Genomic DNA, 24,745 nt, shown 5'->3' on the forward strand with positions numbered 1-24,745 from the left:
TGGAGGCGGTCAAGTGTCGTCGGCAAAAGGCTGCGGGAACCGGGCACTAGTATATGTCGCCCAAAAGTGCGCAGCGGTTTTAGTAAAACGAGATGGAAGCAATAACCTAAGGCGTCGCATGAATCCGTTCAGTCACGAAGCTTTAGCCAAGGCACCGGATTTGAAAACCGGCGCGGACACGAGTTCACGGTGGTTCCAATCCCGCTCCATCCGATGGTTGAGATATGCTTCGGAACTTCGGTTTTAGTGCAAACCGACCTCTTAGCCGTGATGTCGGCTGTCGTGTGTGAGTCAGGCAGAGACAATCCCATCTGCTTGAATGTCTCCTATCGCTTTTGGGACGCCAGAAGCTGACAGTCCGCTTCCGGCCCCAACTGCAGCATTTTCCACTTTGAGGCGAAATAATTCTCGACTATGGTCCGTCAGGCTTACGGCATGGGGGATTGCCGATGGTTTTATCACGCAGGGGTGTCGTGCTCGGCGGCCTGGCGCTGGTCGCGGTCGGTGCAACTGGCAATATTGTTCAAGCCGCGACGGCAAAATCCTTTTTCGCCGGTGCCGCCAGCGACAACAATTTTGTCTATCGCAAGACCAATTTCGCCAAGATCGACAAGAGATGGCATCGCCAGATCGTCAAGTATTTCAGCAGCGAGCCGGTCGGCACCGTCGTGGTCGATACCCGCCACCACTTCCTCTACCTCATCATGGAAAACAAGACCGCCATCCGCTACGGCGTCGGCGTCGGCAAGGACGGCTTCAAATGGTACGGCCGCGCGACGATCGACCGCCGTGCGCTGTGGCCGCAATGGGTCCCGCCCCCCGAAATGCGTAAGCGCAAGCCGGACCTGCCGCCCATGGTCGCAGGCGGCGCGTCCAACAATCCGCTCGGGCCGCGCGCGCTCTATCTGTACCGCGACGGCGCCGACATCGGCTACCGCCTGCATGGCACGCTGGAGCCATGGAGCATCGGCACCGACGCTTCCAGCGGCTGCATCCGCATGTTCCCGGAAGACATCATCGACCTCTACCAGCGGTGCCCGATCGGCACCGCAGTGGAGGTCCTACCGCACATCGCCGACCAGGCGCCCGCTTCCACCACTGTCGAATGATTGGCGCATCATGAACCGCATGATTGAAACCACACGCCGGCTGCTCGCCGCCGGCCTGCTGGTGCTGGCCGCATCCTGCTCGACCAGCAACACGCTGGCCCCTCCTACCCCCGACGTCACCAACACCGAGATTGCCGGTTTCCAGAACGTGCAGCCGGGCAGCGAGGAGGATTTTATCCTCAATGTCGGCCGCCGCACCTATTTCACGCAAGGTTCGGCCGCGCTCGATTCTGTCGCCAAGGCCACCCTTGACACCCAGATCGCCTGGTTAGCAAAGCATCCGCGCTGGCTGCTCAAGCTGCAGGGTTTCGCCGACGATCCAGGCGCAAGTGAAACGGCGCTGTCGAAGCAGCGCGCCGATGCGGTGATGGACTACCTCGCCGCCGGCGGCATAGACCGCAACCGCATGTGGGCCAAAGGCTACGGCAAGGACAGGCTCGTCCGCGACTGCCCCGATGCCGCCTGCAGGTCGCAGAACCGCCGCGTTGTGTCTAATTTGCGCGATGAGAGGGACGAGTCGTAGGGGCTGCTTGTCACCAAAGGGGCGCCTCCGCCGGCGGATTGAGCTTGCCGACCGGTGTAACGAGGGCGACGCAGGCTGCACTGTTGAAAATATCATGGGCGGCGCGACGGAGGGGGAGCAGGTGCATCACCGCTTTTTCCTCGTTAAGCCCGAGCGATGCGAAAGACAAGACGCCGATCGAAGGCAGTTCGTCAATGTGACTTAAGCCATCGGCCAACAACGCGTTTGCTCTTTTGCTGACAAGATGTACGCGGTCGAATGCGCTAATGATCACGTGCAGGGTCAGATCCTCAAGCAACCCGTTTGCAGCGACCACGCGCCCGTCCGCGCGGAGCACCGCCGCCGGCAATCCGACTGCGGCAAGTGTATCGACGGCTGATTTCGCACGTTCCAAATGAAGCCTAGCCGCCATAATGCCCGCACGCACCAGATGCGGCCTCAAGCTGTCCAGGAAATCAATAGCGGAGCGGTCATAAGGTCCGGCCTCGACGGCACGGTCGAAACTGTAGACCATCATGTCACCGTTGGGGACATCGATGATGGTCCCCGCCGCCCAGCCTACTCCCTTAGGGCGGCAGAGTTCAGTGTAGAACGGGTCGCGGTCGACCTCTTCTCTGGTGAAGATGTCGAGGTCGTGCACGAACCCAGGGTATTTCATGGGGGCTAAGCACGTCGCCCGCGAATTGCGCTTGTCCCAACCGCCGTCAACAAATGCGCGCATGAACTCCGCGGTGCCGGGAGAACTGGTCCAGCGGATCTCGCCGGCACTGGCGGTAAACAGAATGCCTCCCGCAGAACTGATTGCATGGCTTAGATTGTCGAGTACTTCCGGCCACAGCTCCGAAATGATCGCCGCCTCATAGATACGGTCGATGATACCGTCCTCGATCCCCAATCGGCTCATTCTAGCGTTGCACCTAAGTCGGGGAGTACCCACGGACTTCCTTCCTCAAAGAGTGCCATCGGCAGATCTAGGGTCTCCGTTCGGTCGGACCGTCACCCCGGGTGGTTGGGATAGATCCTGGACATCACAGACATCAGTTCCGCCTGTCGGCTGGTCTCGGTCTTGGAAAATATGCTCTTCAGTTGATTGCGAACCGTCTCGCGCGCAAGCTTCAGCGTGTCCGCGATCGTCCCAATATCGTGCCCGGCGCTCAAGAGGCTTGCGACGCGCCCTTCTGCTGCCGTTAATCGGAGGGCGTTTCGCAGCCGGTCCGTGGAATGTAGAGGTCTTTCGTCGAGGTCCGACACGATGAGTATGGCGCTCGCATACTGGAACGCATCGGCTATGATCCCGATGCTGGGCAGCACGTCGACGAGCAGCGGGCGGCTGCCAGGCCTGGCGAGGGCGACCGGTCCAATATCCTTCAACGCCGTAGACGAACGCGTCCGCGTGGCGATTCCGATGACGCGCTGGAGGGCGATGTCGCTCTCGTGATGCATGGCGTGGAGGTGCCCGTTGGTGATCGAGAGCCCCGCGTGCAGCAGCTGGCTTGCCCTTGAATTGAGCTGCGCCACCCGGCCGCGCCAGTCCAGGAGGAACGCGGCGCTCGAGATGTCGAGGACGTTGAGGCTGACCTTGCCCCGCGAGGAGACCAGGCGCTCGGACAGTGCGATCAGCCGCCGGAAATGGGAAACCAGCGTCTCCAGATATCGCGCGTCATCCCGCGTGAACTGGCCCTGACCCTGGCCTTTCAGCATCGGCACGGCCCATGGCGCGCCCTCGACATTGCAGCCAATCATCGCGAAGCCGGGAAATCCGAAAGGCAGGTAGAGCTCGTTGTATTGCCGAAGGCGCCTTCGGTCCTCTTTCGTGGACAGGTCGTCTTCGATGACCACGGTTCTGCCCGCGTCAAGCAGGGGCAGTCCTCGTTCGGCCCGGTAGTGGTTGAGGAACCAGTTGTTCTTAATATACTCCTGCAAGAGGTCTCGGTAGTCGTGCGAGGCCGGCATTTCGAGCAGCGACCGATTTGGACTCCGAGGATCATTGCTGCTGCTGTCGGGGTTGCGCGGATAGAACATAACGCACGCGGCGTCGAGCGAGCGCGCCAGTCCGTGAAGGGCGTCAGGCCAGGTCTCGGGAGTCAGGATCGCCTCGTAGCAGGCGTCGACGGCCTTGTTTACCCGCTCCTGTTTCATGGCCACACCTTCGCGAATTTCCTTGCGATCATCGTGAGGTGACCGATTGCCCGGGTCCGTATCTTTGCGGATAGGCTCAAATTGGCGTTTCGGGACCGGGACTCGCGGGAACGCCCATCGGTTTCAATCCGCCAGCCATTGGCATGAGTCTCAATTGCGCGAGACGCCGAGCGTGCGCGCGGCAGGATCGGCAAAAGATCGTGGACATCGAAAGGCAACGCGCCGAGGCTTCCGGTGGCCTTCGCTGCCCGCGCCATCGCTTTATCCCGCCGGGTCGGATCAAGCGCTGCTTCGACCTGACAGTCTTGGATGACAGCAAAATCGAACGCTGGAGACACAAAACACCTCCCCCACAGACTGTTGCCTATGGCACTACGGCAAATAATCCACCGAATCCCCAATTCGTATCCAGAATCGGTAGCCACTATCCAGAAAGGGTAGCCACTTTCAGTTGATAATTTGGCCAATACTACTCAGGGGTTGTCCCCTCAACCCCCATTAAGTATTTGAAGGTTGCGCCTTTTTTATTTTTCTGTCCAGCTTTTACATGCCTTTATTCGGTTTAGGCCGCTCTATTTCCGGCGGGCGACTTACTGAAGTTAACTTCAGCGCCGGGTCTTTTTCCACTCATGACCCGTTTGGGTCATGAGCCATTCTGTCGGGGGAGTATCCTCCTCTATTAGTCGGCCGGGACGAGAAGCTGAGCGCCATGATGGCTGCTCTGACGACATCCGGCCCAACAACAGAAGCTTTGCCAAGACTACTGAACCTAGCCCAGGTTGGGCTCCGGGGGGCGGCGAATGTCGAAGCTCACGGCCAACTTGCTTCTCCTGTTTGCCGCCGCTCTGTGGGGCTTCGGGAATGTGGCGCAAAAGACCGTGCTCGATCACCTCGATGCGCTGAGCGCCGTTGGCCTGCGCTGCCTGATTGGCGGACTGCTTGTGCTACCCTTCGTCCTGACCGAACGGCGAGTGCCTGCCGGCGCCGGCCATTTTTCCAGTCTGGTCCGGGTGGTCGCGCTGTTTGCCGTCTCCCTCGTGCTCCAGCAGCTCTGCTATCTCGGCGCCACGGTCACGAATGCAAGCTTCCTGATCAGCACGGCAACGGTGATCACGCCGCTGGCCGCCTGGCTGCTCACCGGCGAACGTCCAACGGCGGGTCTCATACTCGCCGCCGGATCGACCGTGATCGGCTGCCTGCTTCTGTCAGGCGGGATCGCCGGTTTCAGCGGCGGCGATCTCACCGCCATCCTGTCGGCCGGCTGCTATGCGCTCTGGACGGTCGAGCTTGGCCGACACATGCAGGCCCATGCGCGTCCGCTCACGGCCGCGGCCGCACAGTTCCTCGGCTTAGCAGCCTTCGCCCTTCCGCTCGGGGCGGTGCACGGCAACCTCTCATTCACAGCGGCTTCCGAAGCTGCCCCCGAACTCTTGGTGCTCGGGGTTTTCTCCACCGCGCTCGCCTTCGGCATACTGATTGCCGCCCTGCGCTTCACCTCCGCCAGCCATGCCGCCGTGATCGTCAGCGCCGAAAGCGTCTTCGGCGCGATGGCTGCGGCGATCTTCCTCGGCGAGCGGTCTTCTGCCGTCGGCGCGTTGGGCGCCGCGATCATTCTCGGATCGATTCTTTCGGTCGCGATGTCGAACCGCATGCCGATGGCACGCCTGCCCTTGCGAACTGACCCCAGCGCTCTCGACGCCTTTGGAGCCGCCCCGGGGGGCTGGGGCACTCCTGCCACCGCCAATCCAGGTCACGAGGAGGCATTCCATGACCCTTCCCGGTAACGCCCTCACTAATCCTGCCAGCCGTGGTCGGGCGCGTCGAAAACGGTCTGTCTTTGAGCTGGGTAACATGGTCGGGCGCCATCATCAGGATTCGAGGTCCAGGTCTCACTCGGACCCGGGACAGCGGGCCAATTCATTGCTGAGACTGGCAACGCTCACAGCCGCGGCGTTTTGGTGTCCGACGGCACATAGTGCCAACGTCGATGGGGCGATGCTGAATGTAGACGTCGCGGTCGTGTTCGCCGTGGATTTCTCGTCGTCGATCGACCCCAGGACCGCCGACCTGCAACGCGAGGGCCATGCCGCAGCACTCACCTCGCCCGAGATCATCGGCGCCATCTCCGACAACTACCTTGGCTGCATCGGCGTGGCATATTTTGAATGGTCAAGCGTCGGCCACGCTCGCACCGTGCTGCCCTGGACCCGTATCTGCGGATTGGAAGATGCCAAGGCAGCCGCGGCGGTGATCAGAACGAGCGGCGACACCGGCTATATCCGTCGCGGCCGGGGCGGAACATCGGTTTCGGCGGCCATCGACGTTGGAAGCCTTCTGCTTGATCGGTTTCCGGGAAACGCGATGAGGAAGGTGATCGACATCTCCTCCAACGGCGAGAACAACGACGGGCTTCCCGTTCAGCCGAGCAGGCAGAACGCCATTGACAAGGGATACACGATCAACGCGATAGCGATTCCGCCGGACGAGGAGGATCCCAAGCAACCACTGGCAACCTACTTCGCCCGGTCCGTCATCGGCGGCTCCCAAGCTTTCGCCATATCGCTGACGGGGCCGCGCGACTACGCAGCTGCCCTTCGCCGCAAGCTGGTCATCGAGATCGGTATGAACGTGATAACATACAAACAGCGAGTAACTAGAGACTGGAACACGGGAGGATGAAATGATTGTGCCGAGTTCGTGAAGGCATACAACAGTAAGGATGCAGCCGGGGTCGCATCGAAGTACGCGGATGATGCGGCCGCATTCCCGCCAGATATGGCGCGGGTCGACGGCCGCCAGAATATCCAGAAGCTATGGCAGGGCGCGATCGATATGGGCATATCGGAGCTCGCGCTCACCACGCTTGAAGTCCAGGAATGCCGAGATCTTGCATACGAGTCCGGGACTTTCTCCCTCAAGGCACCGGGCAAGGATTCGAAGCTGGTGGATGCCGCCGGCAAGTATGTGGTGGTCTGGAAGAAAGGACCGGACGGCGGCTGGAAACTCTACCGGGACATATGGAACTTCGATCCCGGGAAATGAAGGTAGCCTTGGATGGCGGGCGCCTCATGGCCAATCAGAGACCCTCGCCAATTTCGTGGGGTACATTTGCAGCTCGGTACCGAGTCACCTGCCGGAGGAGCACATGGCGAAACTCACCATTGATCAATACCTGGCGGCGGCGGCGGCGCGGCTTGCCCATCTGACGCAGACCTATGCTATCGTTTTTTTCGCCAGTATCGCGACTATGTTCGCGATACTGGCGTACGCACCATCAGCGGGATTAGCCGCCAGGTTCGCGCTCGCGACGATTGTGGTCGCAATCACCGTTTATGGGGTCTTGGCAGCCAAGGCCGCCATGGATGACTTAAAAGCGATGCTGGACGATGCGGTCGACGACTTCTCGGGCAGCCGCTTCGGCGCTCACCTGAAGCAGATACCTACGGCGCTGTTCATCGGAGTAACCGTCATCCTCGTTCTCGCGATGGGGGTGACGCAGCTGTGGTCGATCATTTCGGCCTGACTGGGCTGGTCCCGACTGTGTGGCCTGCGGCCGCTGGCGGGGCGCGGGATAGGCCGACCTGACACCGGGAAATGGCAGCAAGAGCGTCAACAATGAAGCCCGGCCAATATCGACTTGAACAACCGAACTCGGGGCGCAAGTCCGGCCCATAGTTGGGGTGGCACGCTTATCCTTGGCCCGGTGTTCTCGCGCTATATCGATGAAACAGCCAGCCGATTCTGGCCAGCAACGATACCGCGGAAGAAACATAGAATGACTGGGCAAATCAGGAGCACGACAGCGCCGAGGTTCAGAGCGGCGCTCGCGGAGCCGATCGAGTTGGAAAGCTTTCCGCCGATCACCGATCCAACCGGGCTCCCGGCATAGAAACGCTGTGCGGTAGGCCCCGCAGGTGGCCCTGTGCCAGCGCTCCCTGTAAGTTCAGTCACCGCCTCCATCGCGGCATTCCATCGGAAACGCCGTCTCCGCGAAGGCGTCGCCAATTGCGTCAATAGTAACCCAGCGCCCGCATCAATCCCGTCATGAAGGTTCTGGTCGAGCGAAATCCTAGCGGCATAGACCGGCGCCTGAGTTTTCCGTGCGCCGCTCTTGGATTCGTCCACTGTGAGGTTCGAATTCTCCGGCGCGCCTTTTTTCTGCTCATGACCCAAATGGGTCATGAGCAGTCCCTACGAAGGGCTATCCTTTGAGCGAGAAGCTGAAGGGCGTTGCGCCCTCGGGAAGGCGAAGCCGCTCACACACCAATTGGCAAAGGCCTTCTAGGAACAGTGCCTCGAATCGACGCGCTCGTGGGAGTCAACGGTCTCGGAAGACCGGACGGTCTGCCCAAGGATAATTGAGATGCAACCCTTGTCTACAGTTCTTGGCATGGGACTGTTGAGCACAGTTCCACTGATCGTGGGCCAGCCCGCGCCTGGTGTTTCTCATGTCGAGAAGCCTTGCCCCTGCGAGACTCACGAGAAGTGGCTTCTCATGCCATCAGCCGATGAAGTCGACGTCGCGATCGTTCTTGCGGCCGATATGTCGGGTTCCATCAACCAGAGCGAGGCAGCCTTGGAGCGGGAGGGCTACGCATCTGCCTTGGAATCAACCGACGTGCTGGAGGTGATCAAGGAGGGTCCACAAGGCAAGGTCGCCGTCACCTACCTCGAATGGTCGAGCGCGGGCACTTCGGAGACACGATTGGATTGGGCGATCCTGTCCGATGCGCATGACGCGTCTTTCATCGCGGGAGCCATTCGGGATGACTCAGAACGGAAGCACAGCGGTCCGCATGGCTCGAAAACATCGATCTCGTACGCCATCGATGTATCTGTCGACGCCTTTGACAAACAGGATCATCGACATCTCCGGCGACGGAACAAACAATGACGGATTTCCAGTTGAGGATAGCCGCCGGAGAGCGCTGCAGAAAGCGATCGTGATTAATGGCCTGCCAATTGGCCACGACGTTGAAAATGGCGAGACTATTCCGGAATATTACGAGCGGCACGTTATCGGAGGACCGGGCTCCTTCATGGTTACCGCCAACAGCGCCGCCGAATTTCGGCAGGCAATCACATATAAGCTAGCGAGAGAAGTGGCATTCCTCTCAAGCGGGGCTCGTCCCGGACTTGTCGGCCGCGCGGGCGGTCTGCAACAGATCGAGACCTATCAGCGGCGACACCCTGCGGGAGCGGTGATGTCTACGGCGTTCGATTTTGCGGCGTCGAAACCGGCACTTGACCCGACCCGATTCTTCCTTCGCGCACGAGGAGCGGCAACAGACGAGGACCGACGGCTCCCGCAGACAAGAAACCGAACAAAGCCGATGATGTCACACGAGATTGAGGGAGGAGATTATGAAATACCTCGTAAATTGGAACGAGCGGCCACAGGGATCGGCGATTGAATACGAGAACGTCCAAAAGCGCATCCTGAAGCTCTTTCAGCACTGGGAAATACCCAGCGAAATCAAGGTGCATGCCTTCGTGGTGCGGGTTGGCGAATGGGGTGGCAGCATGCTGTTCGAGGCAGATGACCCGCTGCTAATGCACAAAATGTGTTCGATCTTCCCGGCGTTCCAATTCGAAGTGCATCAGGTCATCGACGTTCAGGACGCGGTTCGCGTCGAGATGGAAGCTATCAAATGGCGGGATGAACTTCCTTCGTGAGGTGGAGCATTCGCATCCTGCCCGTCATTTCGGACATGGGATTCTGCAAGCTCGGACCAACCGAGTTAGCGCAACTCGTCTGGGTTTGTCCTCAACGCCTACTCGGTGTCAGTAGACCATTCGCTTTAGCGTTCGGCTTCCGCCGCGCAGCAATCACTGCGTCACCGGCGAATGGCAAAGCACCCCTCCGAAAATGGTCGAGCGTTCTTTGCCACAGGGCCGGTAACCAGAAAGTTTGCAATCGATCCGCCATGTCACACCCTGGCGCCCAATCACTTGCCTGTCGTCGCTGGCCGAGACGGATCTTTTCTTTGCGTCACCATGGGCGAAGAAATGCGGAAGGCTGGCATCCGGTTGACGGTCGGAAAGCGCGGTTGCGTCAGTTGCGCGGTCCTCATTAGACGGTTTCGAGCCGGCTGAACCGAACGGGGATGAGTTTCCGAGTCTTGAGTTGCCCTGCCACGTCCTTGTCGATGACAGTCAGAAACTGTGCGTCTTCAGACGCCAAAGGCAGAACAAGGCGTCCCCCTGGCTTGAGCTGGTTCAGCAAAGCCGGCGGCGTCCGCTCAGCCGCCACGCTAACCAGGATCTTGTCGAATGGGGCGTGCTCGGGCCAGCCGCGAGACCCGTCTCCGACACGAATGCCGACATTGGAGAAGCCGAGGCCCTGCAGGAGAGTCTCGGCATGGCTTGCGAATTCCTCGATGATTTCGACGCTCCAAACTTGCCCGGCGAGCTCCGCAAGAATTGCGGTTTGATAGCCCAGGCCGGTGCCGATCTCGAGCACTGCCTCGTGCGGTTGGGGAGCAAGGAGATCGGTCATCAGAGCGACAATGAAGGGCTGCGAGACGGTCTTGTCGAAGCCGATCGGCAGCGGCATGTCCTGGTAGGCATAGGACGCGACCTGGGCTGGTACGAAAAGATGCCGCGGGATCCGCCGCATCGATGCCATCACCCGCTCATCGAGCGTTGCTTTGCCGAGTTCTTCGCTTGCAAGGTCGGCATGGATCGCAATCATCTCGACCATGTGCCTGCGTAAAATCGCAAGGTGCTCTTCGGTCATCGGTTTCATGACGGTGGGGCTTTCTCCAACCAGCCTGCTGCCAGGTACAGTCTACCACTGTCGCGAATCGAAAGGCGATCCTCGGTGTGCGCTCGAAGTGGCGGGCCCGGGCCTGGAAGCAGGAAGGCTGACGCTCCGCAGAGGCCAGTGCCGCCGCCGAGATTCTCGGCGCGGACATCGAGTTCTTCGACGCCGACGACTAAATCCACATGTCACAGGCCGATTGGCGAATGTGGTGGAAGTTTCTTGCCGCTGAGAGAAAAGCCGGTTCTTCTGTCGTGCAGAAGATCTCCCCTGGCAAACAGCGCGGAGCATAAGGGCTGTCCCGACAATAGTGCCAGTCTCCGTGGGGAACGCACGACAGTGGCTAGGGCTGCATCGTTGATCGCGACATGCAGTAGGTGTGGAGCCTCAACAGGTAGCCCGTCAATTTGTGAACCTCGACGACATAAGTTCGTAATATGGCTCCTATGTCATGGGAGTGAACGCATTGCGGCGTCCGCGCCCAAAGCAGCTGCTTGCGGCGGTGACCGAGGCGCCGATTTCCGCATCGTGTCGTCGGCAAAAAAGCGACGTTCCGCTCTTTGCTTTCACGTCCGCGTACGCCGAAAAGTCCGGCGCGGTCAAAAATCGACCAGCGGCGTGTCCACGATCTGGTGCTCGAACAGCAGCCAGAACGGCGATCCCCGGGATTCGGAGTACCAATGCTCAAAAATCGCAAGGGCCTCGCCGATAGTGGTGGCGGGTTCGTCCTCGGGTGGCTTCGCGGCCTGGAACAACGCAAGCGCAACTGGGCCAAAATGCGTGATCGCTTCCGTGCGCGCCTCGCTGTCCGCACTCCAGCCGAGCCGCAAGCGCAGGACGGCCAAAGCGCTGGCCACGGCGATCTCCTCACTTTCGGCCGAGGCCACGGCGTCCGAGATCGCCTGCATGAGGTTGAGCCGCCTGAAGGCGAAAGCGCGCTCCTGTTCCAGAACCGCGATCTGATTGGCCGCTTGTCGCCTGAAGCTTGCCTCGGTTGTCCTGGCGGTCTCAGCCGTCGTTTTCAGGTCGTTCAGATAGGAAGCCGTCGGGTTCATCTTGGCTCACCAGGATGGCGGAAGAGAGTGGGAGTCGAACCCACCAGAGACCGACTCGCGGCCCCTCCCGGATTTGAAGTCCGGACGCCCCACCGGGGGCGATGCTCCTCCAGAAATTTGCGCCGTCGGCGGCTCACCCTCGCCTGTCAGGCGGAACAGGTCCAGCTTGCGCCTGTTCAGGCGGCGCAAGTCTCCCCGCCGCAGCGTCACGCCGTGCCGATCGAGAAATTCGAGGATATGGATGGCGACCTTGCGTCCGCTGCCCATGCGATCACGAAATTGAGCAGCGGTGAACTCGTCTGTGGGCATCGACGCAGCGAGGTCGCGCGCGATCTCCACGATCTGCGCCAACGCCTCGCACTGGAAGAAGTGGTCATGAGCGACCTCATGGACCTTCCCCATGCGGCCGGCAAGCTTCAGAAGCCGCCGGATTTCCGTCTCCGGCGCGCCCAGCACCTCGGCAATATCCCACACTCTCGGCGGATGGAACCGTTCGGGTCCGCCGATGAGAGGCTGGATTTGCAGCCAGAAAGTTTCATCCTTTGCCGTCAGGTGCGCCTCATGACCGGGCAGCCGCGCCCAGGCGCCGTCCAAGGCAACTTCTCCAGCGTGCGAAAGGCTCCGCAGAACTGCCGTGAAAGCGGGCGCCGGCAGACGTGGATCAAGCCCAATACGCAGTCTCTCCATTCCTACGCCCGGCAAATCCGGATTGTCGGCATGGAAGGCCACCAGGGTCGCGGCCAAGTCGCGCTTGAATCGCAACCAGCGCTCCGGCGACAGCACGAGAACCATTTCTCCGACGGCAAAACGGACAAGCCCGAGTTGATCGATCAGGCCCTCCGTCTCGCAGTCACTAAGCGCCCTGTCGCGCGCGAAAGCCTTCAGGTCGAAATAGTGGGGCGGCGCATCAAGGAGTGCGGCGGCGGCCAGTTTGGGCGCCAACAGCGCATGGGCATCGAGTTGGATCAGCCGTTCCGGCGCGCGGCGTTTGCGGCTGGGTGCCCGCAGATCGAGAAAATGTCCGCCGCCGATGGTTCGCTGCGCGGAGGTGTCGCGCACCACGTAAACGTCGCCGGCAGCGGCCGCGATCGGACTGTCCAGCACCAATTGAACATTGGCCGTGCCGCCAGGCCCGATCGGTTCGTCTGCGAGGAGTACGATGCGTGCCCCGACGTCCGTCGCGGCATGGTGGAGCCGCACCGGAAACCATTGGCCGATCGGCTTGCGTTCATCCGGCAGAACGCGAAGGCTTGCATCAATCCGGTCCGTCGGCGCGTGAAGCTTCGGATCGACAATCACGTCGCCGCGCCGGATCGCCTCCTTGCAAACCCTTTCGCCGGTCAGATTGAGCGCACAGCGGTCTCCCGCCCGACCACGTTCAGCCGGCCGGTTCTGGGCGTGGATCGATCGAACCCGCGCAAGCAATCCCGACGGGCTTACGACCACGTTGTCTCCAATACCGAGAGAACCCGAAAGCACGGTGCCGGTCACGACGGTGCCCACGCCGCGCAGCGTGAACGAGCGGTCCACCGCTAATCGAAAACGGCCCGAAACTGCACGCCGGGCAAGATGCGACGCCTCCTCGAACAAGAGATACCTCAGTTCATCGATACCTTCGCCTGTAACGACCGAGACGGGAATCAGGTGGGCCTCGGCAAGCATCGTCCCGGCAAGCACCGAGCGGATATCACTCGCTACCGCATTGCGATGCTCGGGACCGGCCAGATCGCATTTGGTAAGCAGGACGGCGCCGCGCTTGACACCGAGCAGATCGATGATGGCGAGATGCTCCCGGGTTTGCGGCATGACGCCGTCATCGGCAGCCACCACGAGCAACACGAAGTCGATGCCGCTGGCGCCGGCGAGCATCGTGTGTACGAAACGCTCGTGCCCGGGAACATCGACGAAACCGATGCTATCCCCGCCCGGCACCGGCAAATAGGCGAAGCCGAGATCGATGGTCATGCCGCGTGTCTTTTCGTCCTGCAAACGATCGGTGTTTATACCGGTCAGCGCATGCACCAGCGCGGTTTTGCCATGATCGACATGTCCCGCCGTGCCGACGATCATGATGCGATCTCCGGCAACGGCGCGGCGGCGCGGCGCTCGGCCTCGGCGGCATCGCCCGCGCTCAATTCGGCCCGCACCGCAGCCAGATAGCGGCGGGCAAGGGCGCTGCCGCCTGCCTCGGCACGCAGGAGCCAGGCCAGCGCCTCGACCGCGTCGGTCGGCACGCCCGTGCCAAGATGGCAGGCGGCGCCGAGCATTGCCTGCCCTTCGGCGTCTCCTCGCATGGCAGCACGACGCCACCAGCGGACAGCCTCGTGCGGATCGCGCGGCACGCCGAGCGCATTGTGATAAAGCATGCCAATCCGGGTCATCGCGGATGCGATGCCCCGATCGGCCGCGGCAAGCGCCCAGCGTCGCGCCTCGCCGGCATCGGGAGCCATCACTTCGCCCTCCAGCAGCATCCAGCTCAGCATGTCCTGCGCCAGTCCGTCGCCAGTTTCCGCTGCAGCCCGATAGAGTTCCGCCGCCCGGCGAAAGTCCTGCTGAACGCCTTCGCCGCGGAAATAAAGCGACGCCAGGTTCCTTTGCCCGACAGGATCTCCTGCCTCGGCGGCGAGCGCCAGCCAGCGAAACGCCATATCCGCGTCACGCTCGACGCCGAGCCCTTCGGCGAAGCAGGCGCCGACATTGTTCTGAGCGCGGGCGACGCCCTGGTGAGCCAGCGGTTCCCATATGGAGAGAGCCACGGCATGATCGCCTCGCCGAGCGGCTTCGAGGGCCTCGGTCATGCGTGCGGCCATAGGCGTCTCGACTGGGCGGCGCGAAAGGCGGTCAAGCCAGCGCATCGGTTCCTCCCAGATTTAAGCCGGCTAGATTGGCGACGAAGTTCGCCTCGTCTTCCAGGCAGCGCAAATCGAGCACGAGCGCCTGGCTTTCGATGCGCCCGATGACGGGGACGCCCAGCCCGCGCAGCGCAGCCGCAAGCGCTTCGAGCGCCCGGCTGCTCCCTGAGCGAGGCTTGAGAGCAAGCCCAGCGCTTGGCACAGTTTCGAGCGGCAGCGCGCCGGACCCGACTTGGCTCCGGCACTCCACCTTGTCGACCGCAAAGGCTTCGCCCACGGCGTCAGCAACCAGGGGAACAAGGCGCTTTGCCTGCGCTGCAATCTCCCTCACCGGGCGCGCCAGCAGCCTTAGCGTCGGCAGGCGCTCGGCCAGGCGGTCGGGGTCGCGGTAGAGCTTCAACGTCGCCTCGAGCGCGGCCAAACGAAGCTTGTCGACCCTGAGCGCCCGCTTCATCGGGTTGCGGCTGATCGCTGCGAGCAGGTCCCTGCTGCCGACGATGAACCCCCCCTGCGGACCGCCAAGCAGCTTGTCGCCGGAGAATGTGACGAGATCGGCGCCTTCGGCGACCGCCTCGCGCACGGTCGTCTCGCGCCCAAGGCCGTAGCGGGCTAGATCGACCAGCGTGCCCGAACCGAGATCATGGACCAGCGGTATCCCATGCTCCTTGGCGATTGAAGCGAGCTCGGGTGCCCGGATCTCGGACGTGAACCCTTCGACCCGATAGTTCGATGTGTGCACCTTGAGGATGAGCCCGGTCTCCGGGCCGATCGCCGCGACATAGTCTTTGCGATGCGTGCGATTGGTGGTGCCGACCTCGACAAGTCTGGCGCCGGCGCGCGTCATGATCTCGGGCATCCGGAAAGAGCCGCCGATCTCGATCAACTCGCCTCGCGAAACGATCGCTTCGCGACCGAGCGCCAGCGTGTTGAGGACGAGAAGGACGGCAGCCGCATTGTTGTTGACGACGGTTGCATCCTCGGCTCCGGTCAGCTCGCAAACGAGCGATCCAAGATGATCGTCCCGTTCGCCGCGCTCGCCTTTCTCGACATCGAATTCGAGAGCCACCGCTGCGCGCATCGCCAGCCGAACAGCTTCGACCGCCTCTTTCGCGAGGAGAGCTCGTCCGAGATTGGTATGCAGCACCGTTCCGGTCAGGTTGAAAACGGGACGCAGGGAAGAGCGTTCGCCGTCCCTGAGCTGCCCGAGCGCGTCGCCGGCAACATCGTTCGCCTCCGGCACGACGGCTCCGGCATTGCGGGAGGCCATTCGTGCATCGGCGAGGGCCCGGCGAATGGCCTCCGTCGCGGCCTGCCGCCCGAAGCGCTCGATTGCGGCCGCCGCCAGCGGGGTCCTCAGCACGTGGTCGACCGACGGAAGATTGCGCAAAGGGTTTGCGGATGAAGTGGTCATCGCATCCTCAATAGCCAACAAGGAACGGATTGAACGATCCGCGGCGATGGCCGCCCTCGCGGACGAGCAGGTCGAGGCCGAGCGTCGCCACGTCGTCGGCGACTGGATCGAGAGCCGGATCCTTGTATTGGTACAGGATCTTTGCGTAGCAGCCGCATGCATCGCAGGTCTCGGCCTTGACCGTGCCAGGACCTCCCTCGATTTCCTGATAGCCTATCCCCTTGGTCGAGCCGCACAGCGTACATTTGATGCGGACGTGGTTCCACAATGTTCCACACAGCGCGCAGGCGCAGAACCGCGCCCCATGTGCGCCGTGCCAGCCGACGATGATCGAGGATACGGGCGGCCCGCCGCAGGCCGGACAGGCGCCGTCGGCAACCGCAACGAGCTTCGAGCTGTCGAGACATGCCGCGAGGCGGGCGAAGTGAACCTGCAGCGCGGCCGCAACATAGACATGCTCGGCAAGCGCTTTGATTGGGATCGCATCGGTGAGCACATTGCGCACCATGGAATCGACCCCCGACGCATCGATGTTTACCAGCCTGCCCAAGGCGGCTGCGGCCGCTTCGGGTTTTTCGATCGTGGCTGCCACTTCGAACAGGCGGCCGAGTGTCATTCCAAGGGCGGCATCCGAAGTGAATTGGTTGCGATCGAGCGGCGGCATACCGAAGATTCGTGCGCGCTCGCGCGCCTCCGCGGTCGGCAATTCGATCTCCGGCAAGCCGTCCTGGATGCGGTGCTGCGCATCCGTCAGTGCGGCGAGGAAGCGGAGATAGGGGCCGAGCTGGTGGTCATCCGCCAACACAATCAATCGCTCGGAGCGGCGAATGAACAAGGTCCGCGGATCAGGCACGCGCGCAAAGGGTGGGGCCGAGACTTCGCCGATTACAGTCGGGTCAGGGCGTGACGGATCTTGTTGCCTTGGCATTTCAACCTCACGAACCTCACGGGCCACGTGGTCGGCTTGATACTGCTCCAGAGCAATTCCACGAAAAGTGTATACCGGTTTTCCGTCCGGAATTGCGTAAAAACAAATACCTGGTCATTCGGCGGGATTCGATCCCGAACGTCCGTTCGGCTTGCCTGCGATCAGTTCACGCAGCCATTTGCGATGATGCCGCCACGCCCAGCCGCCGGTCACCCGTCCGCGCGTCATGGCGGGAATGGTGCCGCGTACCCAGATGGCCGAGTAGAAATGAATAATCCAGACGCCGATGATCGCCACGGCAGCGATCGAATGAACAAGCAGCGCTACCCGCTGCTGGCCGATCGTGGTGTAAGCGGCGAAATATTGTTGCCAGATGACGACGCCGCTCGAAATCAGGATGATGATGAGGATCGACATTGACCAGAAGACGAGCTTCTGGCCGGCGTTGTACTTGCCGACTTCGGGGACGTTGTCCTCGTGATTGGACAATACGTCACGGAAACGGGCGAGCCACGTTCCGTCCTCGGGCATCCACAAATTGGCCTTCCAGAACCGAAGGAAAAGCCCAAGGAAGCTAACGAAGAGCAAGACGCCGATCCATGGGTGAATGAAGCGCGTGAACTGGCCGCCGCCAAACAGCCGCGACAGGAAGAACAGGCTCGGGTGAAACATGGCAAGGCCGGACAAGGCGAGCAGGATCAGGCTGGCCGCCGTGATCCAATGGTTGATCCGCGCGCCCACCGTGTAGCGGTCCACGATGACTGGCTTGCCGGGATGTACTTGCTCGTTCGACTTCACGTCATGCGCGGCCATCGTTGTTGCCTTCCGTCAGCTGTTCGGCGTGCTCCTCATCCGTCTCGGAGACCCGGTTCGGTCCCATGACCAGATGGTGAAGCAGGCCGACGCCGGCCGCCACGCCGAGAATGGTGAGGCCGGCATATTTGGTCACGCCCTTCCACGCCTCCACCAGCGGACTGATCTTCGGCTCCTTCGGCAGACCCGAATAGAGCTCCGGCTGGTCGGCGTGGTGCAGCACATACATCACATGCGTTCCTCCGACGCCGGGCGGATCGTAGAGGCCGGCATTCGAATAGCCGCGCGATTTCAGGTCCTTGATGCGGCCGTCGGCGTGCTTTTTCATCTCGTCTTTCGTGCCGAACACGATCGCCTGGGTCGGACAGGCCTTGGCGCAGGCCGGCCCCTGGCCGACAGCCACGCGGTCGGAGCAGAGCGTGCATTTGTAGGCCGTGTGATCGACTTTGGAGATGCGCGGAATGTTGAACGGGCAACCCTTGATGCAATAGCCGCAGCCGATGCAGTTCTCATGGACGAAATCGACGATGCCGTTCGAATACTGCACTATGGCGCCTGGTGCCGGACAAGCCTTGAGGCAGCCCGGATCAGCACAATGCATACAGCCATCCTTGCGGATCAGCCATTCGAGTTCGTTGGTCTCGGGATTGTCCCATTCGCTGTAGCGCATCAGCGTGAACATGTCCGGCGTGAGATCGGCAGGATTCTCATAGACGCCGGCATTGAGGCCGATCTCCGGATGCGTGTCGTTCCATTCGATGCAGGCCGTCTGGCATGCCTTGCAGCCGATGCATTTCGAAACATCGATGAGCTTGGCGACTTCCGTCAATTGCTGCTCGGGCGCGGGAACCGTCGAGGCAGAGCGGCGGATGAGGTCCTTGTCGGAAAAACGCGGTGCGGTATCCGTCGTCGAAGGATTTGGAAGTGGAGGAAACATCGCTTACTCCTCCTACGCTACCGGCCCGGCGACGGGCTCGATGTTGACAAGGAACGCCTTGTATTCCGGCGTCTCGATGTTGGCGTCGCCGACAAAGGGGGTGAGCATGTTGGGGCCAAAGCCTTTCTTTGCCGCTCCCGTGAAGCCCCAGTGCAGCGGTATTCCGACGATGTGGACGGTCTTGCCATCGCAGGTGAGCGGCCTGATCCGTTTGGTCACCATGGCCTTCGCCACAACGGAACCGCGCTTCGACCAGACGCGCACCCAGCCGCCTTTGGTGATGCCTTTCTCGGCCGCAAGCTGTTCCGAAATTTCCACGAAAAACTCCGGCTGCATCACCGCATTGGTGATGACGTGCTTGGTCCAGAAGTGGAAATGCTCGGTCAGTCGGTAGGAGGTCGCCGCGTAGGGAAACTCCTGCGAAGCCGATTCGGCGAACTGGGCCATATCGCCTTCGAACACCCGCGCTGCGGGGTTGCCGCGGACTTTGGGAGCTATCGGGTTCGCGATGGGCGACTCGAATGGCTCGTAGTGCGCCGGGAATGGTCCGTCGCGCATCATGCCTCGGGTAAAGAGGCGCGAGACGCCTTCCGGATTCATGATGAACGGGCCTACTTGATCGGGCTTTGCCGTTGGCAAGATGTCGGGGACATCGTAGCCTGACCATTTCGTGCCGTCCCATTCAATCACCTTGCGGCTTGGATCCCAAGCCTTTCCGGTGAGGTCAGCCGACGCCCTGTTGTAGAGAATGCGACGGTTGGCAGGCCATGAGAACGCCCATTTGGAATAGGCGCCGGTTTCGTCAGGATCGGTGGTGTCCCGCCTGGCCATGTTGTTGCCGTTCTCGTTGAAGCAGCCGGAATAGATCCAGCAGCCGCAGGAGGTGGAGCCGTCGTCGCGCAGCGCGGCGAAGCCCGGCAAGAGCTTTCCGGCCTCGGCCAGCACTTTTGTCGGGTCGGCCGTGTCGGTTACCCTCGCGAGCGCCCTGCCATTGATCTCCTGGGCAAGCTCCTCGGCCTTCGGATCGCCGGGATCGGCATAAGGCCAGTTGAGCTTAACGATCGGATCCGCGAAGGCGCCACCTTCCTTGGTGTAGAGCTCCTTCAGGCGCAGATAGAGCTGCGCCATAATCCAGGTATCGCGTTTGGCCTCGCCGGGCGGCGTGCCGCCGGCCCAATGCCACTGCAGCCAGCGCCCCGAATTGACCAGCGAGCCGTCGTCCTCAGCGAAGCAGGTGGAGGGAAGCTGGTAGACTTCCGTCTGAATCTGCGACGGATCGACATCGTTGTACGGCCCGTGGTTCTCCCAGAACCGGCCCGTCTCGGTGTCCAACGGATCCATGATGACCAGGTATTTGAGCTTCGAGAGGGACTCGATCACCTTCTTCTTGTTCGGAGCTGCCTGTAGCGGATTGAAGCCCTGGCAGAAATAGCCGTTCATCTTGCCCTGGTGCATCAGCTCGAAAGCCCGCAGCAGATCATAGCCCGGCAGATCGAGCTTCGGCAGGTAGTCATAGGCGAAGCCGTTCTCCGGCGTTGCCGCGTTGCCCCACATTGACTTTTGGAAGCTTACGAAGAACTTCCTGTAGTTCTGCCAGTAGCTCATCTGGTTCGGCCGGAGCGGCTTGAAGCCTCGGGTCGACATGTAGGCTGCCAGATCGACCTCCTTCTCGGTCGGCAGCGTCAGATAACCGGGCAGCAGGTTCGACATCAGCCCGAGGTCGGTCAGCCCCTGGATGTTGGAGTGACCGCGAAGCGCGTTCATGCCGCCGCCGCGTATACCAATGTTACCGAGAACAAGCTGCAGCATCGCCATGGCGCGGATGTTCTGCGAGCCCTTCGAGTGCTGGGTCCAGCCGAGCGCGTACATCGAGGTCATCGCCTTGGTCGGAGACGACGTCTCGGCCACCATCGCGGCCACCTTCAGGAAGCGGTCCTTCGGTGTGCCGCAGATGCGCTCGACCATTTCCGGCGTGTAGACCGCGACATGCTTTTTGAGCAGATTCCAGACGCAGCGGGGATTGGCCAATGTCGCGTCGACAACGGCAAAGCCGTCCGGGCCTAAGTTATAGTCCCAACTGGACTTGTCATAGTCTCGCTTCGCCTCGTTATAGCCGGAGAAGAGGCCGTCCTGATAGGTGAAGCCCTCCTTGACGACATACGTCGCGTTGGTGAAGGCCTTCAGATACTCCCATTGCACCTTATCGTTCTGGATGCAGTAGTTGATCAGCCCGAGCAGGAAGGCGATGTCCGTTCCCTGGCGGATCGGCGCGTAAATATCCGACACCGAAGCCGAGCGCGTAAAGCGCGGGTCGACGACGATGAGCTTGGCGCCGCGGTTGGCCTTCGCCTCTGTGACCCATTTGAAGCCGCAAGGATGCGCTTCCGCGGCATTGCCGCCCATGATGACGACGAGATCCGTGTTCTTGATGTCGGTCCAGGAATTGGTCATTGCGCCGCGGCCGAATGTTGGGGCGAGACTCGCCACCGTCGGGCCGTGTCAGACACGTGCCTGGTTGTCGAACACCAGCATGCCCGCGCTGCGGACCACCTTGTAGGTCGCGAACGCGGTTTCATTGGTCGAAGCCGAGGCGGCGAGGAAGCCGGTGGTGATCCACCGGTTGACCGTCACGCCGTCATTGTTCGTCGCGACGAAGTTCTTGTCGCGATCGTCCTTCATAAGGCGGGCGATGCGGCCGAGCGCGTCTTCCCAGCTTATCGGCTCGAACTTGTCCGAGCCGGGTCTGCGGATCATCGGATGTTGCAGACGGGTCGGCGACTTGACAAATCCGAGCAGGGCCGACCCTTTGGGGCACAAGGTGCCGCGATTGGTCGGATGATCAGTGTCCCCCTCGATATGGGTGATCTCGGCCGGCTCGCCCTTTCTGAGATCGCCCTTCGAATACAAGATTATGCCGCAAGCCACCGAGCAGTATGGACAGGTGTTGCGTGTTTCGGTGGTGTTCGCGAGCTTGAACGGCCGTATAGCCGCCGCGTGTGCGGCCTCGCTATCGCCGAAGCCGAGAGCTCCAAGCGAAGTACCGGCGACACCCGCGCCTGCTGTTTGCAGGAACGCGCGTCGAGAAAGATTGATGTTCATGGGTTCCTCCCGAAGCCGATGCCCCACAAGGCAACTCGAACCAACGGTCAATCCGACTAACTAGTGTCGGACCAAATAAAATCAATGCCAAGGAACAAGGCGCGTACGGTGCAGCAAAAGTGCCCCTCCGAACCGCCTTCCTGCAACAGGTTTGTGCCCGCAAATCGGCATTGTGACCGCGACTGCGATTGACGAAAATGAACGCATTGCCATAGAGTAAGGCGTGGCGATGAAACAGCTCCCGCGGGTCGGGGCGCCTTTCGATCGATACCCAATGACGGCGATGCCTCGCACGCCGGATAGGGCCCATGGCTTTCCTAACTCAACGAAATCCGCTGAAAGCAAGCGTGCTCCAAACGTGCCATGCGTTGGGCGATCTTATTTTCCATGCCGGTTGACTTTGATCCCCACTAAAGCGTGCTAGCAGAGGAGGCTAGACGATCATGGCAATCGCCCTCTCGCCTGAAATCACCAAAGCGCCCGTTGTGCGCCTGACCAGCCTCGCCCATGGCGGCGGTTGCGGCTGCAAGCTGGCGCCGTCAGTGCTGCAGCAGCTTCTCGCCGATCCGACGGCTGCCAGCCCCTATCATCAACTTCTCGTCGGCACGGAGACCGGGGACGATGCGGCAGTTTGGCAACTCGACAGCGCGACTTGCGTCATTGCAACCACCGACTTCTTCATGCCTATGGTAGATGACCCCTACGATTTTGGTCGGATTGCCGCGACCAACGCCCTGTCCGATATCTATGCGATGGGTGGCCGGCCGATCATGGCGTTGGCCATTCTCGGCATGCCTCTCGACAAGATCCCGACGGTCATCGTCCGCGAAATCCTCAGAGGTGGCGAAGCTGTCTGCGCCGACGCCGGAATCCCGGTTGCCGGCGGCCACTCAATCGACTCGCCGGAGCCGATTTACGGCCTTGCAGTCATCGGCACCTGCCGACCCGAGGACATCCGACGCAATTCTGACGCCAGACCGGGCGACGCCTTGATCCTGACGAAAGGGCTCGGCGTCGGCATCTATTCCGCCGCCATCAAGAAGCAGGCGCTTTCCGAGAGCGGCTATCGCGAAATGATCGCCTCCACCACCCTTCTCAACCGGATCGGATCGGAACTGGCGCAGGACGCGAGCGTCCACGCCGTAACCGACGTGACCGGATTTGGCTTGCTCGGACATGCCCTCGAGATGGCACGCGGTTCCGGGTGCACGCTCATAATTTGCAGCCACGACGTGCCGCTCTTTTCCGAAGCTGCCTCGCTCACGGTCGACGGCCACGTTACCGGCGCATCGCGGCGCAACTGGGCGAGTTATGGCGACGCGATAAGCTTACCTCCCGGCATGCCCGACTGGCGACGCCATCTTCTCACGGATCCACAGACTTCGGGCGGGTTGCTGGTTGCTTGCGAGACCGACCGCGCAGCGGCGCTCGTTGAGAGGATCGTCGCGGACGGCTATCCTTCGGCTCGCATCATCGGCCATGCCAGGCCCGGCGCGCCGACAATAGTAGTAGAGGCCTGAACGACCGCTCCGCTTCCCGCCAGATGACGGGGTGCGCCCTCCAGTTCGCGGCACTCCACCTCCTGCCACCACTGGATCGGCAGGCAAAGACGCCGCCTGCCCTGTCCACGCTGGATTGGCGGCGAACGCTGCGGAAACATCAGCTCCTCTATCCGGAGAATCGTTCCACTTGGCCATGCGTTCGGAACGCGTGCTCGCCATGGTCACACCCGTGAACCACCGCGACGTGACGCTCATCGCGATGTCGCGGGCGCCCTGAGGCGACCGATCCCCCGCTCCCACCCGAAAGCTTATCACCGCTGTTCAGTGTCGATGTCCAAGCGGCGGTCGCGTCTATCGGCGGAGTACCGAATCGGCCGGGCGCAGGAGCGGTTGGTCCGCGACGGCTGTCGGCGCAGACGGTGGCCGGCTATGTCGAATATGACGAGGCGGGCGACAGCTTCTACCTCAGCCCCGAGCAGGAGCAGGTCTTCGTCAACGAGGACAGCCCCGCCTTCATAGCCGGTGCGTTCGAGGTCGTCTTGGCGCTGTGGCTCGACGGGGAGAAGGTGCGGCAGGCCTTCCGCACCGGCAAGGGACTGGGCTGGCACGACCACAGCGCCTGTTTCGCGGCACCGAACGCTTCTTCCGGACAAGCTACAACGCCAATCTGATCGGCTCCTGGTTGCCGGCGCTCGATGACGTAATCGACAAGCTGGAGCGGGGCATAGGCGAAGTCGGTGAAATGGTGGCCATAGCCGCCCAGCGAATTTCTGTCGCTCGGTATCAACTCACCGGCTACGAAATGATGCAGCGAGCGGAGCGGATCGTGGCGCTGTTGCGGCGAGCCGCAGCCTCGCGGTCAAGACTGGGGCGATGAAGCCGGCCGAGACGCACCCTTCTTAAGCGTTACTACGAGATCTCTCGACGAGATCGTTGAGTAAGGCAGATGCGTCAGGACTTCGAAGATGTCCGGTTCGGTTCCTGCTGCCGACATGGATGCGACGCTGACCTATCGCGGCCGCCTCGCTTCGGTCACTTAGAAATCGGGTGCCTCGAAGCAATTTGCCTTCAGCCATGTATTCGAGGGTCCGCTCCTGTAGCGGCTATCGGCGCGCTTCGAGATAATGCTTTCGAGCCCCATTTTTTCGATGACGCGGAAAATCGCTAGCGCACTGCCCTCGAAATACTCGCTGTACTGGAGCTTGCCGAGGCCATGCTCAACCAGTTGCCACAGCGCCTGCTTGCGTGCCAGCAGCGGCAAGGAGCCTAGATTGCGACCGTCGAGATGGAGGATGTCGAACGCGACGAACACCAGCCGGCTCGGTTCGTTCCAGATCGCGGCTTCCAGCGCAGGGCAATCGGGAGCGCCCTGCTCGCCTGGCACCATGACCTCGCCGTCGATAATGGCAGCCCGGCATGGCAGCTCGACAGCCAGCGCGATGGGCCAGTATTTCGTGGTCCAGTCACGGCCGTTTTTGCTGTAAAGACGCACGCCGCCTTGATCGATGATGATCTGCGTTAGGTAGAACCACAGGGCGGAATCATGAATCGTTAACGCTCTGGTAACCAAGCGGGATTCTGTTGGCCGGGAAGGAGACCGGCGATGGACGCAAG

Annotated in this window: 22 protein-coding genes, 1 tRNA gene and 2 pseudogenes; 10 read left to right on the forward strand and 15 right to left on the reverse strand. The window is 61.5% G+C overall.

Annotation, left to right across the window (positions count from 1 at the left end; genetic code table 11):
• Positions 1–449: 449 nt before the first annotated feature.
• Positions 450–1,109, forward strand: a complete 660-nt coding sequence (locus tag NKJ89_RS33730) for a L,D-transpeptidase (protein ID WP_031261187.1) — start codon at positions 450–452, stop codon at positions 1,107–1,109.
• A 10-nt stretch (positions 1,110–1,119) separates the two neighbouring features.
• Positions 1,120–1,632, forward strand: a complete 513-nt coding sequence (locus tag NKJ89_RS33735; RefSeq protein WP_352608783.1) for an OmpA family protein — start codon at positions 1,120–1,122, stop codon at positions 1,630–1,632.
• A gap of 10 nt (positions 1,633–1,642) precedes the next feature.
• Here the strand turns inward: NKJ89_RS33735 and NKJ89_RS33740 are convergent, their stop codons facing one another.
• From NKJ89_RS33740 to NKJ89_RS33750, 3 genes are all read right to left on the reverse strand, one after another.
• Positions 1,643–2,527, reverse strand: coding sequence for a hypothetical protein (locus tag NKJ89_RS33740; RefSeq protein WP_352608784.1), 885 nt, complete (start codon positions 2,525–2,527; stop codon positions 1,643–1,645).
• A 101-nt stretch (positions 2,528–2,628) separates the two neighbouring features.
• Complete coding sequence (locus tag NKJ89_RS33745) at positions 2,629–3,771, reverse strand: helix-turn-helix transcriptional regulator (protein WP_352608785.1); 1,143 nt, start codon at positions 3,769–3,771, stop codon at positions 2,629–2,631.
• Entirely contained in the window at positions 3,768–4,109 is a 342-nt protein-coding gene (locus NKJ89_RS33750) for a hypothetical protein (RefSeq protein ID WP_352608786.1), read from the reverse strand. Before NKJ89_RS33750 ends, NKJ89_RS33745 begins: the two co-directional genes overlap by 4 nt.
• Positions 4,110–4,571: 462 nt before the next feature.
• On the opposite strand from NKJ89_RS33750, the gene NKJ89_RS33755 reads away from it, so the two are divergent.
• The 4 genes from NKJ89_RS33755 (at position 4,572) to NKJ89_RS33770 (ending at position 7,294) form a co-directional block, all read left to right on the forward strand.
• Positions 4,572–5,555, forward strand: a complete 984-nt coding sequence (locus NKJ89_RS33755; protein ID WP_352608787.1) for a DMT family transporter — start codon at positions 4,572–4,574, stop codon at positions 5,553–5,555.
• Positions 5,556–5,766: 211 nt separating this feature from the next.
• Positions 5,767–6,450: a DUF1194 domain-containing protein gene (locus tag NKJ89_RS33760; RefSeq protein ID WP_023762440.1), complete on the forward strand. Its 684-nt coding sequence runs from the start codon at positions 5,767–5,769 to the stop codon at positions 6,448–6,450.
• A gap of 18 nt (positions 6,451–6,468) precedes the next feature.
• Complete coding sequence (locus tag NKJ89_RS33765) at positions 6,469–6,813, forward strand: YybH family protein (protein WP_352487110.1); 345 nt, start codon at positions 6,469–6,471, stop codon at positions 6,811–6,813.
• Positions 6,814–6,916: 103 nt separating this feature from the next.
• Positions 6,917–7,294 carry a hypothetical protein gene (locus tag NKJ89_RS33770; RefSeq protein WP_352608788.1) on the forward strand — a complete coding sequence of 126 codons (378 nt, stop codon included), beginning with the start codon at positions 6,917–6,919 and terminating at the stop codon, positions 7,292–7,294.
• A gap of 191 nt (positions 7,295–7,485) precedes the next feature.
• Here the strand turns inward: NKJ89_RS33770 and NKJ89_RS33775 are convergent, their stop codons facing one another.
• Positions 7,486–7,953: a hypothetical protein gene (locus tag NKJ89_RS33775; RefSeq protein ID WP_352608789.1), complete on the reverse strand. Its 468-nt coding sequence runs from the start codon at positions 7,951–7,953 to the stop codon at positions 7,486–7,488.
• A 361-nt stretch (positions 7,954–8,314) separates the two neighbouring features.
• Here NKJ89_RS33775 and NKJ89_RS33780 point away from each other — a divergent pair.
• Positions 8,315–9,185: pseudogene (locus tag NKJ89_RS33780) on the forward strand (DUF1194 domain-containing protein).
• Positions 9,136–9,447 (forward strand): DUF3303 domain-containing protein, encoded by a 312-nt coding sequence (locus NKJ89_RS33785; RefSeq protein ID WP_352608790.1) that lies wholly within the window; start codon positions 9,136–9,138, stop codon positions 9,445–9,447. The pseudogene NKJ89_RS33780 and the gene NKJ89_RS33785 overlap by 50 nt, the downstream one beginning before the upstream one ends.
• Before the next feature lie 397 nt (positions 9,448–9,844).
• Here NKJ89_RS33785 and NKJ89_RS33790 read toward each other — a convergent pair whose 3' ends face one another.
• From NKJ89_RS33790 to fdnG, 10 genes and pseudogenes are all read right to left on the reverse strand, one after another.
• Positions 9,845–10,519 carry a protein-L-isoaspartate(D-aspartate) O-methyltransferase gene (locus NKJ89_RS33790; protein WP_352608791.1) on the reverse strand — a complete coding sequence of 225 codons (675 nt, stop codon included), beginning with the start codon at positions 10,517–10,519 and terminating at the stop codon, positions 9,845–9,847.
• A 614-nt stretch (positions 10,520–11,133) separates the two neighbouring features.
• Positions 11,134–11,589, reverse strand: coding sequence for a hypothetical protein (locus tag NKJ89_RS33795; RefSeq protein ID WP_352608792.1), 456 nt, complete (start codon positions 11,587–11,589; stop codon positions 11,134–11,136).
• Positions 11,590–11,604: 15 nt separating this feature from the next.
• Positions 11,605–11,700: transfer RNA gene (locus NKJ89_RS33800), tRNA-Sec, on the reverse strand.
• Positions 11,701–11,823: 123 nt separating this feature from the next.
• A pseudogene (gene selB, locus NKJ89_RS33805) lies at positions 11,824–13,659 on the reverse strand (selenocysteine-specific translation elongation factor); the annotation flags it as partial.
• Positions 13,656–14,444 carry a tetratricopeptide repeat protein gene (locus tag NKJ89_RS33810; protein WP_352608793.1) on the reverse strand — a complete coding sequence of 263 codons (789 nt, stop codon included), beginning with the start codon at positions 14,442–14,444 and terminating at the stop codon, positions 13,656–13,658. The gene NKJ89_RS33810 and the pseudogene selB, both read right to left, overlap by 4 nt.
• The gene (selA, locus tag NKJ89_RS33815) at positions 14,431–15,852 is read right to left on the reverse strand and encodes an L-seryl-tRNA(Sec) selenium transferase (RefSeq protein WP_352608794.1); all 1,422 of its coding nucleotides are present in this window, start codon (positions 15,850–15,852) and stop codon (positions 14,431–14,433) included. Before selA ends, NKJ89_RS33810 begins: the two co-directional genes overlap by 14 nt.
• 7 nt (positions 15,853–15,859) lie before the next feature.
• A complete protein-coding gene (gene fdhE, locus NKJ89_RS33820) occupies positions 15,860–16,780 on the reverse strand; it encodes a formate dehydrogenase accessory protein FdhE (RefSeq protein ID WP_352608795.1) in 921 nt (306 codons plus the stop codon).
• 114 nt (positions 16,781–16,894) lie between these two features.
• The gene (locus tag NKJ89_RS33825; protein ID WP_352608796.1) at positions 16,895–17,593 is read right to left on the reverse strand and encodes a formate dehydrogenase subunit gamma; all 699 of its coding nucleotides are present in this window, start codon (positions 17,591–17,593) and stop codon (positions 16,895–16,897) included.
• On the reverse strand, positions 17,580–18,530 hold the full coding sequence (fdxH, locus tag NKJ89_RS33830; RefSeq protein WP_352608797.1) for a formate dehydrogenase subunit beta: 951 nt from the start codon (positions 18,528–18,530) through the stop codon (positions 17,580–17,582). Before fdxH ends, NKJ89_RS33825 begins: the two co-directional genes overlap by 14 nt.
• Before the next feature lie 12 nt (positions 18,531–18,542).
• A complete protein-coding gene (gene fdnG / locus NKJ89_RS33835; RefSeq protein ID WP_352608798.1) occupies positions 18,543–21,629 on the reverse strand; it encodes a formate dehydrogenase-N subunit alpha in 3,087 nt (1,028 codons plus the stop codon).
• A 443-nt stretch (positions 21,630–22,072) separates the two neighbouring features.
• On the opposite strand from fdnG, the gene selD reads away from it, so the two are divergent.
• Both selD and NKJ89_RS33845 read left to right on the forward strand, forming a co-directional pair.
• On the forward strand, positions 22,073–23,149 hold the full coding sequence (gene selD / locus NKJ89_RS33840; protein WP_352608799.1) for a selenide, water dikinase SelD: 1,077 nt from the start codon (positions 22,073–22,075) through the stop codon (positions 23,147–23,149).
• A 401-nt stretch (positions 23,150–23,550) separates the two neighbouring features.
• On the forward strand, positions 23,551–23,802 hold the full coding sequence (locus tag NKJ89_RS33845; RefSeq protein ID WP_502904195.1) for a hypothetical protein: 252 nt from the start codon (positions 23,551–23,553) through the stop codon (positions 23,800–23,802).
• Positions 23,803–24,167: 365 nt separating this feature from the next.
• Here NKJ89_RS33845 and NKJ89_RS33850 read toward each other — a convergent pair.
• Positions 24,168–24,745, reverse strand: a 578-nt coding sequence (locus NKJ89_RS33850) for an ATP-dependent DNA ligase (protein WP_352608800.1), incomplete at its 5' end; no start/stop codon positions are given.

The organism is Mesorhizobium sp. M0047 (assembly GCF_040323315.1).
GTDB lineage: Bacteria > Pseudomonadota > Alphaproteobacteria > Rhizobiales > Rhizobiaceae > Mesorhizobium.

Bases quoted from the DNA above. Each gene is read 5' to 3' on its own strand.
- NKJ89_RS33730 (WP_031261187.1), top strand. From the start codon at position 450: ATGGTTTTATCACGCAGGGGTGTCGTGCTCGGCGGCCTGGCGCTGGTC.
- NKJ89_RS33735 (WP_352608783.1), top strand. From the start codon at position 1,120: ATGAACCGCATGATTGAAACCACACGCCGGCTGCTCGCCGCCGGCCTG.
- NKJ89_RS33745 (WP_352608785.1), bottom strand. From the start codon at position 3,771: ATGAAACAGGAGCGGGTAAACAAGGCCGTCGACGCCTGCTACGAGGCG.
- NKJ89_RS33755 (WP_352608787.1), top strand. From the start codon at position 4,572: ATGTCGAAGCTCACGGCCAACTTGCTTCTCCTGTTTGCCGCCGCTCTG.
- NKJ89_RS33760 (WP_023762440.1), top strand. From the start codon at position 5,767: ATGCTGAATGTAGACGTCGCGGTCGTGTTCGCCGTGGATTTCTCGTCG.
- NKJ89_RS33770 (WP_352608788.1), top strand. From the start codon at position 6,917: ATGGCGAAACTCACCATTGATCAATACCTGGCGGCGGCGGCGGCGCGG.
- NKJ89_RS33775 (WP_352608789.1), bottom strand. From the start codon at position 7,953: ATGACCCATTTGGGTCATGAGCAGAAAAAAGGCGCGCCGGAGAATTCG.
- NKJ89_RS33785 (WP_352608790.1), top strand. From the start codon at position 9,136: ATGAAATACCTCGTAAATTGGAACGAGCGGCCACAGGGATCGGCGATT.
- NKJ89_RS33790 (WP_352608791.1), bottom strand. From the start codon at position 10,519: ATGAAACCGATGACCGAAGAGCACCTTGCGATTTTACGCAGGCACATG.
- NKJ89_RS33795 (WP_352608792.1), bottom strand. From the start codon at position 11,589: ATGAACCCGACGGCTTCCTATCTGAACGACCTGAAAACGACGGCTGAG.
- NKJ89_RS33810 (WP_352608793.1), bottom strand. From the start codon at position 14,444: ATGCGCTGGCTTGACCGCCTTTCGCGCCGCCCAGTCGAGACGCCTATG.
- selA (WP_352608794.1), bottom strand. From the start codon at position 15,852: ATGACCACTTCATCCGCAAACCCTTTGCGCAATCTTCCGTCGGTCGAC.
- fdhE (WP_352608795.1), bottom strand. From the start codon at position 16,780: ATGCCAAGGCAACAAGATCCGTCACGCCCTGACCCGACTGTAATCGGC.
- NKJ89_RS33825 (WP_352608796.1), bottom strand. From the start codon at position 17,593: ATGGCCGCGCATGACGTGAAGTCGAACGAGCAAGTACATCCCGGCAAG.
- fdxH (WP_352608797.1), bottom strand. From the start codon at position 18,530: ATGTTTCCTCCACTTCCAAATCCTTCGACGACGGATACCGCACCGCGT.
- selD (WP_352608799.1), top strand. From the start codon at position 22,073: ATGGCAATCGCCCTCTCGCCTGAAATCACCAAAGCGCCCGTTGTGCGC.